Origin of the sequence: Micromonospora sp. NPDC049903 (genome assembly GCF_044460945.1) — a bacterium.
Taxonomy (GTDB): Bacteria; Actinomycetota; Actinomycetes; order Mycobacteriales; family Micromonosporaceae; genus Micromonospora.
On sequence record NZ_JBITKL010000010.1, the window covers coordinates 166,100 to 180,537 of the forward strand.

14 protein-coding genes are annotated in these 14,438 nt (G+C 72.5%); 8 read left to right on the forward strand and 6 right to left on the reverse strand.

Annotated elements, in window-relative coordinates:
* Nucleotides 1-13 precede the first annotated feature (13 nt).
* The 3 genes from ACIBO1_RS17985 to ACIBO1_RS17995 form a co-directional block, all read right to left on the reverse strand.
* A complete protein-coding gene (locus ACIBO1_RS17985; protein WP_396747675.1) occupies nucleotides 14-1,066 on the reverse strand; it encodes a hypothetical protein in 1,053 nt (350 codons plus the stop codon).
* A 493-nt stretch (nucleotides 1,067-1,559) separates the two neighbouring features.
* Complete coding sequence (locus tag ACIBO1_RS17990) at nucleotides 1,560-2,075, reverse strand: NUDIX domain-containing protein (protein WP_396747678.1); 516 nt, start codon at nucleotides 2,073-2,075, stop codon at nucleotides 1,560-1,562.
* A 176-nt stretch (nucleotides 2,076-2,251) separates the two neighbouring features.
* On the reverse strand, nucleotides 2,252-3,229 hold the full coding sequence (locus tag ACIBO1_RS17995; protein WP_396747681.1) for a DMT family transporter: 978 nt from the start codon (nucleotides 3,227-3,229) through the stop codon (nucleotides 2,252-2,254).
* 81 nt (nucleotides 3,230-3,310) lie between these two features.
* Between ACIBO1_RS17995 and ACIBO1_RS18000 the strand changes: the two genes are divergently transcribed.
* The 5 genes from ACIBO1_RS18000 (at nucleotide 3,311) to bla (ending at nucleotide 8,485) form a co-directional block, all read left to right on the forward strand.
* Nucleotides 3,311-4,204 carry a LysR family transcriptional regulator gene (locus ACIBO1_RS18000; protein ID WP_396747684.1) on the forward strand — a complete coding sequence of 298 codons (894 nt, stop codon included), beginning with the start codon at nucleotides 3,311-3,313 and terminating at the stop codon, nucleotides 4,202-4,204.
* Nucleotides 4,205-4,299: 95 nt separating this feature from the next.
* Nucleotides 4,300-5,748: an argininosuccinate synthase gene (gene argG, locus ACIBO1_RS18005; RefSeq protein ID WP_396747687.1), complete on the forward strand. Its 1,449-nt coding sequence runs from the start codon at nucleotides 4,300-4,302 to the stop codon at nucleotides 5,746-5,748.
* 160 nt (nucleotides 5,749-5,908) lie between these two features.
* Entirely contained in the window at nucleotides 5,909-6,232 is a 324-nt protein-coding gene (locus tag ACIBO1_RS18010; RefSeq protein ID WP_396747690.1) for a hypothetical protein, read from the forward strand.
* A 214-nt stretch (nucleotides 6,233-6,446) separates the two neighbouring features.
* Nucleotides 6,447-7,421 carry a hypothetical protein gene (locus ACIBO1_RS18015; RefSeq protein ID WP_396747693.1) on the forward strand — a complete coding sequence of 325 codons (975 nt, stop codon included), beginning with the start codon at nucleotides 6,447-6,449 and terminating at the stop codon, nucleotides 7,419-7,421.
* Nucleotides 7,422-7,576: 155 nt separating this feature from the next.
* Nucleotides 7,577-8,485, forward strand: coding sequence for a class A beta-lactamase (gene bla / locus ACIBO1_RS18020; protein ID WP_396747808.1), 909 nt, complete (start codon nucleotides 7,577-7,579; stop codon nucleotides 8,483-8,485).
* 7 nt (nucleotides 8,486-8,492) lie between these two features.
* Here bla and ACIBO1_RS18025 read toward each other — a convergent pair whose 3' ends face one another.
* Nucleotides 8,493-9,533: a hypothetical protein gene (locus ACIBO1_RS18025; protein WP_396747696.1), complete on the reverse strand. Its 1,041-nt coding sequence runs from the start codon at nucleotides 9,531-9,533 to the stop codon at nucleotides 8,493-8,495.
* A gap of 86 nt (nucleotides 9,534-9,619) precedes the next feature.
* Nucleotides 9,620-11,098: a glutamate--cysteine ligase gene (locus ACIBO1_RS18030; protein WP_396747699.1), complete on the reverse strand. Its 1,479-nt coding sequence runs from the start codon at nucleotides 11,096-11,098 to the stop codon at nucleotides 9,620-9,622.
* 101 nt (nucleotides 11,099-11,199) lie between these two features.
* On the opposite strand from ACIBO1_RS18030, the gene ACIBO1_RS18035 reads away from it, so the two are divergent.
* Complete coding sequence (locus tag ACIBO1_RS18035; protein WP_131054293.1) at nucleotides 11,200-11,547, forward strand: DUF3817 domain-containing protein; 348 nt, start codon at nucleotides 11,200-11,202, stop codon at nucleotides 11,545-11,547.
* Nucleotides 11,548-11,550: 3 nt separating this feature from the next.
* Here the strand turns inward: ACIBO1_RS18035 and ACIBO1_RS18040 are convergent, their stop codons facing one another.
* On the reverse strand, nucleotides 11,551-12,090 hold the full coding sequence (locus ACIBO1_RS18040; RefSeq protein ID WP_396747703.1) for a hypothetical protein: 540 nt from the start codon (nucleotides 12,088-12,090) through the stop codon (nucleotides 11,551-11,553).
* Nucleotides 12,091-12,238: 148 nt separating this feature from the next.
* Here ACIBO1_RS18040 and ACIBO1_RS18045 point away from each other — a divergent pair, with 148 nt between their 5' ends.
* Both ACIBO1_RS18045 and ACIBO1_RS18050 read left to right on the forward strand, forming a co-directional pair.
* Nucleotides 12,239-13,357 carry a Vms1/Ankzf1 family peptidyl-tRNA hydrolase gene (locus ACIBO1_RS18045; RefSeq protein ID WP_396747706.1) on the forward strand — a complete coding sequence of 373 codons (1,119 nt, stop codon included), beginning with the start codon at nucleotides 12,239-12,241 and terminating at the stop codon, nucleotides 13,355-13,357.
* Nucleotides 13,350-14,435: a thiamine pyrophosphate-binding protein gene (locus ACIBO1_RS18050; protein WP_396747709.1), complete on the forward strand. Its 1,086-nt coding sequence runs from the start codon at nucleotides 13,350-13,352 to the stop codon at nucleotides 14,433-14,435. Before ACIBO1_RS18045 ends, ACIBO1_RS18050 begins: the two co-directional genes overlap by 8 nt.
* Nucleotides 14,436-14,438: the final 3 nt, after the last annotated feature.

Here is a 14,438-nt window from a genome sequence, read left to right on the forward strand (position 1 = left end):
CGGTGGCCTCCGGCTACCAGAAGCGCCACCCGGCGGGATCCTCGCGGCCCTCCATCAACCGGATCGAGGCCGCCAGCTTCAACCCGTCCGCTCGGTCCCCCATCACGGCAGTAGCGGTCGGCTCGATCCGCACCTCCGCGACGCACCCGGTGCACTCACCGGGCAGTCGGGCCACCCGGTAGAAGCTGTTGGTGCCCCTGCCCCGCGACTCGAACGCGGTGGCGGGCCGGCCTGCCACGGTGACTCGGTCGAGGTGCCTGGCGCGGGCCAGCTTCTCGGTGCTGACCCCGACCCGAACGACAGGCCGCGGATCCGGCTGGTTCTCCTCGACCCGCCCCACCAGATAGTCGGCGGAGAACGAGATGTGTTCGTCCGCCTTCCAGTACAGCCACGTACTTTCGAGCACGGCGCCGTCGGGCAGGCCCTTCACCCGGATCGGCAGGGCCCGTGGGGTGGCTTCCAGGTGAACCCCCTCGGCCACCTGACGCGCGGTCTCATCCCGGCGGTCGTCCGAGCTCTCCGCACTCAGCATCATATGCATCCACGCGTCCGGCGCGTATTCCCAGGTCAGCACCCGGCTGTAGTCGAAGGTGGCCTGGAAGGCGGGACGATCGCCCACCCGGATTCGTTCTCCGCGAACGGGCACCTCGCCCGAGTCCTCGTCATACGGAACGACACTGCGGATATCGACACCCCGCGCTGCCATCCGGATCTCGATCGACCAGTCAGGGTTGAATGAGGAAGCGTGTTCCTCTTCGGTGGTCGGCGCGTCGTCGAATGATCCATGAATGTCGAGGTGGTGTACCTCAGGGCCGGTGGTGTAACTGGCGCTGACGACGGGGCCAGGTAGATAGCCGAAGCGGAGCAGTTGCTGGCTCGGATCGAATCGGACGGGTACCGACGTGGCGATGCCGCCCGTGTGCGAGCCCCGTCGGGCGACCCACACGCTCAGACCCGCCACCATCGCCACCACGACCGCCACTGTCACCAGGATCAGGGGTCGGCGGTTGCTGCTGCTTCCGTCGGCAGCGGAGAGTCTTCCCGCTTCGTGCGCGTCACTCGCCACGGACGTCCTCCCGAGTCGGTGCGCCGTGCTGCGGCGCAGCCCGGGGAGTCTACGACCGGTCCCGCCCCCGCTGCTGCCCCCCGACTCGACCAGACCCCTCCCGTCGGTGCACGGTTGTCCGCGCCTGTCGGCGTACAGGTCCGAGTGCAGAGGCACGGCGGCACGTGCACACCGGCGCCGAGCTCGGTCTACGTCCGGCGGGTCCCCGCCTGGTCGAGCGGCGATCCGAGTCGGTGACGATGCGATGAGCGTGCACGACTCTTCGGAGTAGCTGATCACGCTCGATCACGGATCGAGTGGCACCCAAGCGCGACGATGACCACTCGATCCCGGATCGAGGGTGATCTTGCGGCGGAGGCGAGCGCGTGGGCCTGGGGAGTTGGTTCCCATGACCGCTTCTGGTGCGATCGCGCGGAGGCCACCGGCCCCGGCCGGTGTGGCGCGCCCGGCCACCCTGGTCGGCGATCGTTCGGCCCAGGGGTTCGGCGATCCGTCAGGCTCTTTCGATCGTGGTTGCCGGGTTGGGCGCTGCGGGGGTGGGGTCGGCGGGGAGGTAGATCGGCCTGCGTCGGGATCGGGCGTGGAGGGCGGCGCTGATCCGGTGGGCCACTGCGGCGGGGAGGCGCTTCTCGGCTTCGGTGGGCGGGAAGAAGCCGGCCTCGGTCAGTTCGTCCTCGGGCAGGTCGAAGCGCTCCGTGCCGGTGAGCGTGCCGCAGACGAAGGTGAAGTGGATCAGGGAGCGTAGGCGCGGACCGTCGGGTGGTGCCCAGTCCACCACGAGCAGGTCACCGACGGGCAGCGTGAGGCCCAGTTCCTCGTGGACCTCGCGGGCGCACGCATGGTGCGGGTACTCGTTGGACTCGATGCCGCCGCCGGGGAACGCCCAGTAGTCGCGGTAGCGGGGCTTGACCAGCAGGACGTCACCGGCCGGGTCGGTGATCAGGGCACCGGCCGAGGCGTGGAAGGTCGGCAGGTTGGCGTACCAGACGGAAGGCTCGGTCCAGGTCACGAACCGACGGTAACGGCCCGGGTGCCGACGGTGGGAGGTCTCACGGCGAGGTCGGTCGGTGCTGCTGATCCGTCTACGCCGTCAGCTCGAAAGGAGCCGAGGGGGCACACTTCGGGGCGCGAGCGGGGCCACGCGCCCTGCGTGAGGCGCGGCGGGTGGGAGCCAAGGGTTCGGGGTCAGCGGCGCGTCGCGAAGACCACGCCGGTCAGGCAGAGCGCGCCGCCCAGCAGGGCGAGCGGCGCCGGTACCTCACCCAGCAGCGTCCAGGAGAGCAGGACCGTGACCGGCGGGACCAGGTAGGTCGCGGCGGTGGTGCGGCCCGCGGTCCAGCGGGACAGGACGTAACCCCAGGTGAGGAAGCCGATCGCGGTCGGGAACACGCCGAGGAACAGCACGCCCAGGGTCGCCGGGAGCGGGGCGGCGGCGAACTCCGCGAGCAGCGTGGGCGCGAACGGCAGCAGGGCCGCCGTCCCGGCCGACGCGCCGAGCCAGGTCATCGTCACCGCGTCGACCCGCGCCAGGAGACGCTTCTGGAGCAGTACGCCGAAGGCGTAGAGCAGGGCGGCGAGTATCGCCAGCGCGACGCCCACCGGGTCGGCGTGCCCGGTGAAGCCGCCGACGGCGATCAGGGCCACGCCCGCGAAGGCGATCGTCACGCCGACGCCGAGGCGGCCGGTGAGCCGCTCGCCGAGGACCAGCGTCGCGGCGATCGCCACGAGGATGGGTGCGACCGCCACCAGTAGCGCGGCCGTCCCGGCGTCGACCAGCCGCTCGGCGGCGTTCAGCGCCACGTTGTACCCGCCGAACCAGGCCACGCCCCAGAGCACGATCAGCCCCAGCGTGCCGCCCCGGGGAACGGCGACCCGGCGGGGCGCCGCCACGTCGGTGTGCAGGACCCGGAACCGTCGGGTGACGACGACGAACAGGGTCAGCGCGGCGGATGCTGCCACCATGCGGCCCAGCGCCATCGCGCCCGGCGAGTAGTCGTGTCCGGCGAAGCGGATGCCGACGAACGCCGAGGCCCACAGCACCACCGTGGTCCCGGCGGCGGCCAGGATCGGCCAGGACCGACGGCGCGGTGCCACAGGTCGGGGGTACGCCGTGCCACGGGGCCTGTCGGCGGCGGCCCTGGTGGGGGCGTCGGTGAGCGTCATGGAACGATTCTCGAACGCCCGACGATTCAGCACCAGCGACTGTTTCTTCACGACTGTTAAGTTCTGCTTTACGGTTGTGGGGTGCTCGACGTCCACCGCCTCCGGGTCTTCCGTTCCGTCGTCGCGTCCGGCTCCGTCGCCGCCGCTGCTGTCAACCTCGGCTACACCCCCTCCGCCGTCAGCCAACACCTCACCGCGCTGCAACGCGAGACCGGCCTCACCCTGCTCGCCCGCGCCGGTCGGGGCCTGCGGCCCACCGCCGCCGGCCACGCCCTCGCCGCCGAGGCGGACCGGGTGCTCGCCCGGGTCGGCGCGGCCGAGTCGCTGATCGCGGACCTGCGGACCGGCCGCACCGGCTCGCTCTCCATCGCGTACTTCGCGTCGGTGGGCGAGGCGTGGATGCCGCTGGTGGTGCGGCGCATCCTCACCGAACTCCCCGGCGTCCGGATCGACCTGCAACTGCGGGAACACATCCCGGACAGCCGGGAGGAACGCGCCGACGTCCAGGTGGTCGTGGCGGACCCCGGCTTCGAGCCCGGTACGGGCTTCACCGCCCAGCACATCGTCGACGACCCCTACGTGGCCGTCCTGCCCGCCGGGCACCCCCTCGCCGGCCACGACGAGGTGGACCTGGCCGAACTCGCCGAGGAACGCTGGGTCGACAACGACTTCGCCCGAGGCTGGTGCCGCGCCAAACTCCTCGAAGCGTGCACCGCCGCCGGATTCAGCCCGGCGTTCCGGGTCGAGGCGCACGACTACCGGACGGCGCTCGCCTTCGTCGCCGCCGGTATCGGCCTCACGGTGCTGCCCGCGCTCGGCGCCGCACACCTGCCCGACGGGGTGACCCCGATCCGGGTGGTCCGCCCGACGCCGATGCGCTCGATCCACGTGGTGGTGCACGACGCCGTCGCGGACACGCCCGCCGTACGCACCACGATCACCGCCCTCCGCGAGGCAGCCGGCACCCGGATGTAAGGAGGGGACCCCTGCTATGCACGAGGCGTTAGTAGGGGGCCCTTCCTTGCGCCGCCAACTTGCATGGGTATGCGGGGTGGTGCATACTCTTCCTTGTGTCCAAGGTTCTTACCTCCCTGCCCACGGGTGAACGTGTCGGCATCGCCTTCTCCGGCGGCCTCGACACCTCGGTCGCGGTCGCGTGGATGCGCGACAAGGGCGCGGTGCCCTGCGCCTACACCGCCGACATCGGCCAGTACGACGAGCCCGACATCGCCTCGGTGCCCGGTCGCGCGCTCAGCTACGGCGCCGAGCTGGCCCGCCTGGTCGACTGCCGGGCAGCCTTGGTCGAGGAGGGGCTGGCGGCGCTGACCTGCGGCGCCTTCCACATCCGCTCGGGCGGGCGGGCGTACTTCAACACCACGCCCTTGGGGCGCGCGGTCACCGGCACGCTGCTGGTGCGCGCGATGGTCGCCGACGACGTCCAGATCTGGGGCGACGGGTCGACCTTCAAGGGCAACGACATCGAGCGCTTCTACCGGTACGGCCTGCTGGCCAACCCGCAACTGCGGATCTACAAGCCGTGGCTGGACAGCAGCTTCGTCACCGAGCTGGGTGGCCGCACGGAGATGTCCGAGTGGTTACAGGAGCGCGGCCTGCCCTACCGGGACAGCACCGAGAAGGCGTACTCCACGGACGCCAACATCTGGGGCGCCACGCACGAGGCGAAGACCCTCGAACACCTGGACACCGGTATCGAGACGGTCAACCCGATCATGGGCGTCCGGTTCTGGGACCCGGCGGTGGAGATCCCCACCGAGGACGTGACGATCGGCTTCGACCAGGGCCGCCCGGTCACGATCAACGGCAAGGAGTTCGGCAGCGCGGTGGACCTGGTGCTGGAGGCCAACGCCATCGGCGGCCGGCACGGCCTGGGCATGTCCGACCAGATCGAGAACCGGATCATCGAGGCCAAGAGCCGGGGCATCTACGAGGCGCCCGGCATGGCGCTGCTGCACGCCGCCTACGAGCGGCTGGTCAACGCCATCCACAACGAGGACACCCTGGCGAACTACCACAACGAGGGTCGCCGTCTCGGCCGCCTGATGTACGAGGGGCGCTGGCTGGACCCGCAGGCGCTGATGCTGCGCGAGTCGCTGCAACGCTGGGTCGGCACGGCGGTCAGCGGCGAGGTGACGCTGCGGCTGCGTCGGGGCGAGGACTACTCGATCCTGGACACCACCGGCCCGGCCTTCAGCTACCACCCGGACAAGCTGTCGATGGAGCGTACCGAGGACTCGGCGTTCGGCCCGGCGGACCGGATCGGCCAGCTCACCATGCGCAACCTGGACATCGCCGACTCGCGGGCCAAGCTGGAGCAGTACGCCAACCTGGGCATGGTCGGCGGCGCGCCGCAGCGGGTGCTCGGTGCCGCGCAGGCCGCCTCGACCGGGCTCATCGGGGCGATGCCGGAGGGCGGCGCGGAGGCGATCGCCTCCCGGGGCGTCTCCTCGACCGAGGACGCGGCCCTCGACCGTGCCGCCATGGAGTTCGGCGTCGACTGACCGCCGGGGCTCCGACCAGGCTCATCCGCCCGCCGTCGACGGTCACCCACCGTCGACGGCGGGCGGTGCCGTCTCCGGCACGAAGATCCGCGACCGGTACGCTGGCCGCCCCCGGGTGTCCCGCACGTCCGACGCCCCGGGTGTCCCGAAGGAGGTGGCCGTGCCCGCAGCCGTCCGACCCTGGCTGGCGGTCGCCGTGGCGAGCGTCGTCGCGGTCCTCGCCTGGGCCGGCTTCTGGTATCTGGCCGTGCCGCGCGTCGACGTGTGCCCGGCGATCCATCCCGCGCCCGCCGGTTGCCGGGTCGACGAACGGATCTCCACCGCGTGGGCCTGGACGATCATCGTGGCGGTGCTCTACGTGGCCACCGTCGTCGCCCAGGTACGTCCGAGTGCGCAGCGCCGTCAGGCGGTCCTGCTGGGCACCGTGGCGCTCGGCGTCTCGGCCCTCTACGGCCTCTGGAAGGTGTGGCAGGCGGGCGGCTGATCCCCTGCCGCGCGTCGACCGCGCCGAGTCCGGCGGTACGTCCGGCGACCGGGACGGTGTGACTGGGCGGCGCGCGGCCATCGATCGATGGCCGATCGACCGAGGTGACCTTCTCGCGGCGCGCGCTCTACTGTGCGTAGTCGTCCGGTCGTGTTTCGTCCACGCTCGGTGAGAGGCGGCGCCGACCGGTCACCCGCTTCCCGAGGAGGACCCGTTGAGGTTGTCGACCCGCCTGTCCGCCGCCGTCACCGCGACCGTGCTGGTCGCGTCCGCGCTGACCGTCCTGCCCGCCTCCGCCGCCTCCGCCACCCCGCTCACCTACCGCGCCGTCGACCTGGGCACCCTGGGCGGTACCGCCAGCGCCGCCACTGCGACCAACGACCGGGGCACGGTCGTCGGCTGGAGCCTGACGGCCGGCGGCGCCCGGCACGCGTTCGTGTGGCGCAACGGGGTGATGACCGACCTCGGCGTGTTACCGGGGTACCTGGAGTCCACCGCCGTCGACGTCAACGAACGCGGCGACGTGGTCGGCACCTCGACCGGGCCGGAGGGGATCACCCGGGCGGTGTTCTGGCGCAACGGTCAGATGATCGACCTGGGCACCCTCGGCGGCGACTACAGCGAGGCGGTGGCCGTCAACGACCGGGGGCAGGTGCTCGGGCTGAGCAACCCGCCCACCGACATCCCGCACCGCTTCCTGTGGCAGGACGGCGTCTTCACTGACCTGGGCCGACAGGACTTCTACGAGACGACCGACGGGCTCAACAACCGGGGCGACGTGGTGGGCACGTTCAACGTCCCGCCGTACGACTACCCGTGCACCTGCGTGGGCGGCCGGCTGCGCGACGGCGTCGTCACCCAGATCGGTCTCCACGCGATGGCGATCAACAACCTGGGCCACGTGGTCGGCTGGGGCGGCAGCCGGGCCTTCCGCTGGCGCGCCGGGGTGCTGACCGACCTGGGCACGCTGGGCGGCCCGAGGAGTTGGGCGACCGACGTGAACGACCTGGGCCTGGTTCTCGGATACAGCGAAACCCCCTCCTACGAGCAGCGACCGGTGCTGTGGTGGGCCGGTCGCACCGTCGACCTGTTCACCCGGGGGCTCGGTACCGCCGACCAGGTGAACGACCTGGACATCCGGGGTCGGCTGGTGGGCAGCCGCGACGGGCGCGCCACGCTGTTCCGGTAGCGGTCCGGATAGGGCCGTGGACGCGAGGTGCTAAGCCGGGGCCGGGGTCGTGTCAGGCTGGGGACGGCCGACCGGGGTGACCCGGTCGGCCGGCCGCCGTCGGAAGGACCACCGTGCCCCGCACCTCCCGCCGTACCGCCGCTGCCGTCGCCGTCCTGCTCGCCGTCCTGCTCGCCGTCCTGCTCGCCGTCCTGCTGGTCGGATGCTCGTCGGGCACCTCGACCGCGCCAACACCCCCACCGGCACCGCAGTCCCCGACCGCTGCGTCACCCACGTCGGCCGCGCCGGTGACGGTGGACTTCGCCCCGCTGGAGCGGGAGTTCGACGCCCGGCTCGGCGTGTACGCGGTCGACACCGGCACCGGACGCACCGTCGCGCACCGGGCCGACGAGCGCTTCGCGTACGCCTCGACGTTCAAGGCGCTCGCGGCGGCGGCGGTGCTGGACGCGACCGAGCCCGAGGAACTGGACTCGGTGGTCCGGTACTCCCGCGACGACCTGGTGACCTACTCGCCGATCACGCAGCGGCACGTGGCGACCGGCATGACGCTGCGGGAGGTCGCCGACGCGGCGGTGCGCTACAGCGACAACACCGCCGGGAACCTGCTGCTCGACCGGCTCGGCGGTCCGGCCGGATTCCAGCGTGCCCTGCGCGCGGTCGGCGACGACGTGACCCGACCGGTCCGCCGGGAGACCGCGCTCAACGAGGCCCGGCCGGGTGACACCCGGGACACCAGTACGCCGCACGCGTTGGCCACCTCGCTGCGGGCGTACGCGGTCGACGACGTGCTGCCCGACGCCGACCGCGCGCTGCTGGTCGACTGGCTGCGCCGCAACACCACCGGCGACTCCACGATCCGGGCGGGTGCGCCGGACGGCTGGGTGGTGGGGGACAAGACCGGCTCCGGCGGCTACGGCACCCGCAACGACATCGCGGTGCTCTGGCCGCCGGACCGGCCGCCGATCGTGCTGGCCGTGCTCTCCAGCCGTGGCGAGAAGGACGCCGAGTCGGACGACGCCCTTCTCGCTCGGGCGACCACGCTCACCCTGGCCGCCCTGCGCTGAACCGGGCTCACGGCACGGCGGCACCGGTGAAGTCGAAGTGCGCGGTCAACGGGGTGCCGCGTACCCGTAGGGACTGGGCGCCGCCGATCTGCGCGGCGTTCGGATACCACCGGCTCGGCGTGTACGCGCAGTCGCAGCGCAGCACCACCGACTGCCCCGGCAGCAGCCGCAGCGTGTACTCGGAGCCCGCGTCCGACACGCCCACGACGTCACCGGTGCGGGAGTGGAACGCGATCACCTGCGCGTAGTAGGAGATGTCCGGGGCGGTGACGGTGCCGCTGAGCACCGTGCCGGGGCTGAGCGTCTGGTCGAGGGTGGCGGTCCGACCGGCGCGGACCCGGACCGTGCGGGCCTCGCGCCAGTCGGCGGTGCCGCCGGACCACTGGCTGGCCATGTGGTTCGCGGTGAAGTACAACGGCCAGTGGTACGGCCCGAGGCCGGTCAGCGTGTATCGACCGTTCTCGTCGTTGATGGCGCCGGGGCTGCCGTACTTGGGATGCGCGACGAACGGCATCGTCGAGACGCTCGCGTAGTAGAGCAGCGGCGTTCCGTCCGGCTGGGACAGTTGGCCGGTCACCGCGCCCGCCGGGTCGAAGCGGACCGTCGGCGCGGTGACGGTCCGGCCGGCCCGCACCGTGACGACCGTCGCCTTCTCCCGTTGTCCGGTGCCGCCGTGCGCGCCGACCCACTGGAGTCCGTGGTGGGGTTCGTAAGGGCGGGCCAGCAGGCGGTAGCGGCCGGGTGGCACGGCGGTGACGACCACCGCGCCGCCTTCGGTCCCGGTGCAGCCGGCGAGCCGCCCGACCTGTTCCTCGCCGATGGCGACGACGGTGAGCGGGTCCCGGTCGACCGGGACCAGGTGCAGGCAGCCGCGGGCGTCGGCGCCGGTGGCGGCGTCCCGCATCGTGGTCCGTAGCTCGCCGGTGGTGGCGGTTCCGGTGCGCGGGCCGGCGGCGGCGGGCAGGGGCTGGAGGGCACCGCCGACGAGGGCGAGCGCGAGCAGCGGTACGACGAGACGGGTGACGGAGTGTCGGTGTGACGGAGGCATCGGCGGATCCTCTCGACCCGGCGGAAGGAAGTCGCTCCTACGCTAGTGCCCGCGCCTGTCCGGTCACTCTCTGTGTCGGGAGGTCGTCAGGGGATCGGCCACTCGTGGACCGGGCGGTTGCTGTGCATCAGCTCCACGTAGTGCCGCAGCACCTCGCGCAGCGCCTCCGGCCGGTCGAGTTGATCGGTCGACTCCAGCCGGTGCAGGGTGGCGACCTGCCAGCTCGCGCCGTTGCGTCCGGTGAGGCAGCGCTGCTCGATGACGCCGAGCAGGCGGTCCCGCTCGTCCGGGTCGACGCCCCAGTGGTCCAGGCCCTGTTGGGCCAGCGGGAGCAGGCGACGCAGCACCAACTCGGTGACGGGCAGGTAGCCCAGGCCGGGCCAGAAGACGCGCGCGTCGATGCCGTGCCGGGCGCAGGTGTTGAAGTTCTCCTCGGCGGCGCTGAACGACATCTGCGACCACAGTGGCCGGTCCGCCTCAGCGAGTGCCCGCACGAGTCCGAAGTAGAAGGCGCCGTTGGCGACGGTGTCCAGCACGGTCGGCCCGGCCGGCAGCACCCGGTTCTCCACCCGCAGGTGCGGGCGGCCCCGGTGCACGTCGTAGACGGGTCGGTTCCAGCGGTAGATCGTGCCGTTGTGCAACCGCAGCTCGGCCAGGTTCGGTACGCCACCGGCGGCCAGCGTCTCCGAGGGGTCCTCGTCGTCGCAGACCGGCAGCAGGGCCGGGAAGTAGCGCACGTTCTCCTCGAACAGGTCGAAGACCGAGGTGATCCAGCGTTCCCCGAACCACACCCGGGGCCGCACGCCCTGCGTCTTGATCTCCTCGGGGCGGGTGTCGGTGGCCTGCTGGAACAGCGGGATGCGGGTCTCGCGCCACAGTTCCCGGCCGAAGAACAGCGGCGAGTTCGCACCGAGCGCCACCTGGATCCCGGCGATGGCCTGGGCGGCGTTCCAGTAGTCGGCGAACTGCGCCGGGGAGACCTGGAGGTGGAACTGGGTGCTGGTGCAGGCGGCCTCCGGGGTGATGGTGTCGGCGGTCACCGACAGCCGTTCCACGCCGTTGACCGAGATCCGCAGGTCCTCGCCCCGGGCGGCGAAGATCTGCTCGTTGAGCAACGCGTAGCGGGGATTGGGCGACAGCGTCGCGGCGGTCAGGTGTTCGGGGCGTACGGTCGGCAGGATGCCGATCATCACCAGGCGGGCGTCGACCGTCCGGGCCTGCTGGTCGGCGGCGTTCAGGCTGGCCCGTACGCTCTGCTCGAACTCGGCCAGGCCGGTGCCGGTCAGCCGCCGGGGCGCCACGTTGATCTCGACGTTGAACTGCCCGAGCTCCGTCTGGAAACTCGGGTCGGCCACCGCACGCAACACGTCGGTGTTGCGCATGGTGGGCATGGAGTCCTCGTCCACCAGGTTCAGCTCGATCTCCAGGCCGGTCATCGGCCGGTCGACGTCGAACCGGGACTCCCGCAGCATCTCGGCGAAGACGTCGAGACAGCGCCGCACCTTGTCCCGGTAGCGAGCCCGATCCTGGCGACTGAAGGTCTGCGCGCCGACTTCCTCGCCCATGGTCACCACCTTGTCACCCCTGGTACCCCCGACGTGACGCGTCCATGCATCCGGGCGGAAGCCCCGACCGCGTGCGTTTCGCGGATCCGGCGGCACATACCATGGCTGACGTGCGCGAAAAGGTGACCCGGCTGTTCGTGGTGGCGGCGATCGCGGAGGCGATCTCCTGGGCCGGCCTGTTGGCCGGGATGGCGGCGAAGTACGGCCCGCCCGACAACGAGCTGGGAGTCAAGGTGTTCGGCCCGATCCACGGTGCGCTCTTCGTGGTGTACGGGCTGCTGGTGCTGGCCGTGGCCCGGGTGAACCGGTGGAGCCTGACGGCCACCGTGGTGGCGCTGGCCTGCGCGGTGCCGCCGTTCGCCACCATCGTCTTCGAGCGCTGGGCCCGCCGACGCGGCATGCTCGACACCACGTCCGCGCCGCAGCGGGAGCCCGCCCCGGTCGGCTGAGGCTCAGGTCAGCGCGGTGCAGGCGGCCAGCCCGGCCAGGAGCAGCAGGCCCAGCATGGCCTGGAGCAGCAGCGGCGGGCCGAGGTGCGACCACACGGTGGCGGTGCGCGGCCGCAGCAGTTGACCGGTGGTCAGGTTGACGATCCGTTCGATCTTCGGCGCCAGGTCCGGGTCGCCCTGGTCGCGCAGGGTGAGCTGGACGTGGTCGGCCGGGTGTAGCGCGCTCTGCGGCAGGTGCCCGTGCAGCTCCACCTCGTACAACTTGCCGTCCGAGTCGCGCAGGCGGACCGGGGTGACCAGGTACTCCGGCCCCTTCTTCAGTTCCTTGAAGCTGCGTCGGCCGGTGCCGGACCCGGCGCTGAGCGCGGCCCGGACCAGCTTGGCGAGCAGGCCGATCAACCCGGCGGCGGCGACCACCACCACCAGCACCGGCTGCCCCACGCGCACCTCTCGCGGGTAGCCGTCCATCAGCCGCACGATCTGCGCGGTGAGGATCCGACCCGTCGGATGCAGGCTGCGCCGGGAGTACGACGTCGTGTCCATGTCCACCACCCAGAGTCCGATTTCGCCTACAGATCGTATCGATCCTCGGGGTTGAACGACGTGAATGAAAACCGGTCACGCGGTTGCCGGCAGGTGACAAGCCGGGTGGTGCGGGTAAGCGGTGGGCCGAGCCGGAAAGGGGTCGAGCATGCAGCTGTCCTTCCTGCGCCCGCTCTACCAGCGCCCGGGTCCGTGGTGCTCGGTCTACCTGGACGCCTCGTTGGACACCGAGGACGCCCACGCCGCACTCGACCTGCGCTGGCGCGGTCTGCAACAGCAGCTCGCCGAGCAGGGTGCCGACGAACCGACCATCGCCGCCATCGACCGGGTGGTGCGTGGCCACGATCCGATGCCCGGGGACTACGGGCTGGCCGTCTTCGGGGCCCAGGGGCGGGTGGTGCTCTCCGAGTACCTGTCCGCGCCACCCCGGCGGGACCTGGCCGCGTACGCGCCGCTGCCGCACGTGATGCCGTTGCTGGCCCAACGGGGTGAGCAGGTCGCGTGGGTGCGGGTGCTGGCCGACCGGACCGGCGCCGACGCGATGTCGGTCAGCGCCGGTGGGGTGCCCCGGCGGGCGCACGTGACCGGTCGGGAGAGCTTCCCGTTGCGCCGGGTCAAGCCCGGTGGCTGGTCACAGTCGCGCTACCAGCGCGCCGCCATGGAGGCGTGGCACCACAACGCGGGCGACGTCACCGCCGCCACCGTGGAGCTGGCCGAACGGGTCGGCGCCGAGGTGGTCGTGGTGGCCGGCGACATCCGGGCCACCGGCATGATCGCCGCCCAGATGCCGGCCCGCTGGCAGGACATGGTGGTCCGCACCGACGCCGGTTCCCGGGCCGAGGGGGCCGACCAGAGCCTGCTCGACGACCTGACCGTGCAGACCATCGCCGAGGTGGCCGACCAGCGGGTCACCGCCGCGCTGGACCGCTTCGGCACGCAGGAGGACGTCGGCGCCGGACTCGACGCCGTGGTCGCCGCGCTGCAACGAAACCAGGTCGACACGATGCTGTTGGTGGACGACCCGTCCGCCGACGGGGAACTCTGGATTGGTCCGGCGGCCACCGACATCGCCACCGACCCGAGCCAGCTCGCCACGGTGTCGGACCCGGCCCGGGTACGCGCCGACGCGGCGCTGGTGCGGGCACTGGTCGGCACCGACGCCGAGCTGACCGTGCTGGGTCCGGACGAGGCTCCGGAGCTGGTGGAGGGCGTCGGCGCGGTGCTGCGCTACGTCGACCCGGTCACCCCGGGACGGGGCGGTGCCTGACCCGGCCGTCGCGGACGCGGTCGTCGCACGGTTGCTGGCCTGGCGGGTCGCGCGGGTCTACGGCGCGCCGGGCACGGCGACCGCGCCACTGGTCGAGGCGGTGCGCGCGGCCGGCGGCGACCCGGAGTTCGTCCCCGTGCGGCACGCCGAGAGCGCCGCGCTGATGGCCGCCGGGCACGCCCGGTTCGCCGGTGGGGTCGGCGTCTGCCTCTCCGACGGCGGGCCGGACGCGCTGGGGCTGCTCGGCGGTCTCGACGCCGCCCGCCGGTCCGGCCTGCCGGTGCTGGCGGTGCTCGGCGAGCAGCAGCTCGACGGACACCGCGACGACGGGCCCCGTTTCGCCGGCACGTGCCGGCACGTCCGGTACGCCGCCGACCCGGCCCGGGTGCCGGAGCTGGTGGACGAGGCGCTGGGCAGTGCGCTGCGCGGCGGCGGCCCGGTCTGCCTGGTGCTGCCCGGTGACGCGTCCGGTCACCGTCCGCCCGGGGACGACCGCTGGGCGGTCGACCCGGGGCAGGCCCTCGACGACCTGGTCACCCGGCTGCCGGCGGGCGGCGCGGTGACCGTGGACGGCGGCGGCAGCGTCGCCGGGTACGCCCGCCACCTGCGCGTACCGGCCGGGGTCGAGGTGCTGCGCGCCGATGGTGCGCCCGGCGCCGCCCTGCCGTACGCGCTGGCCGCCAAGCTGGCCGCGCCGGACCGCCCGGTGCTCGCCGTCGTGGCCGACGAGGGGATGCGCGCCTCCGGGCTGGCCGAGTTGGTCGCCGTCGCCCGGCACCGGGCGGCGTGGACCGACCCACGCCTGGTGCTGCTGGTGCTGAACACCCGCTCCGGGCACCCCCGGTACGCGCAGCCGCCCCACCCGCCCGCCGACGACGTCCCGTACGCGGGCTGGGCCCGCCTGCTGGGTCTGCGCGGCATCCGGGTCGACCGACCGGAGTTGATCGGAGCGGCCGGGGCCGAGGCGTTCGGCGCGGATCGGCCGTGCCTGCTGGAACTGGTGGTCGGTCCGGGCGGCGTGGGCCTCCCCGGGGCGTTGCACACCGTCGGGGTGGACGGACGAAGATCACCTGATTGATCC

Coding starts and splice junctions, on each gene's coding strand:
- ACIBO1_RS18045 (WP_396747706.1), top strand. CDS start 12,239: ATGCAGCTGTCCTTCCTGCGCCCGCTCTACCAGCGCCCGGGTCCGTGG.
- ACIBO1_RS18040 (WP_396747703.1), bottom strand. CDS start 12,090: ATGGACACGACGTCGTACTCCCGGCGCAGCCTGCATCCGACGGGTCGG.
- ACIBO1_RS18035 (WP_131054293.1), top strand. CDS start 11,200: ATGGCTGACGTGCGCGAAAAGGTGACCCGGCTGTTCGTGGTGGCGGCG.
- ACIBO1_RS18025 (WP_396747696.1), bottom strand. CDS start 9,533: ATGCCTCCGTCACACCGACACTCCGTCACCCGTCTCGTCGTACCGCTG.
- ACIBO1_RS17995 (WP_396747681.1), bottom strand. CDS start 3,229: ATGACGCTCACCGACGCCCCCACCAGGGCCGCCGCCGACAGGCCCCGT.
- ACIBO1_RS18030 (WP_396747699.1), bottom strand. CDS start 11,098: ATGGGCGAGGAAGTCGGCGCGCAGACCTTCAGTCGCCAGGATCGGGCT.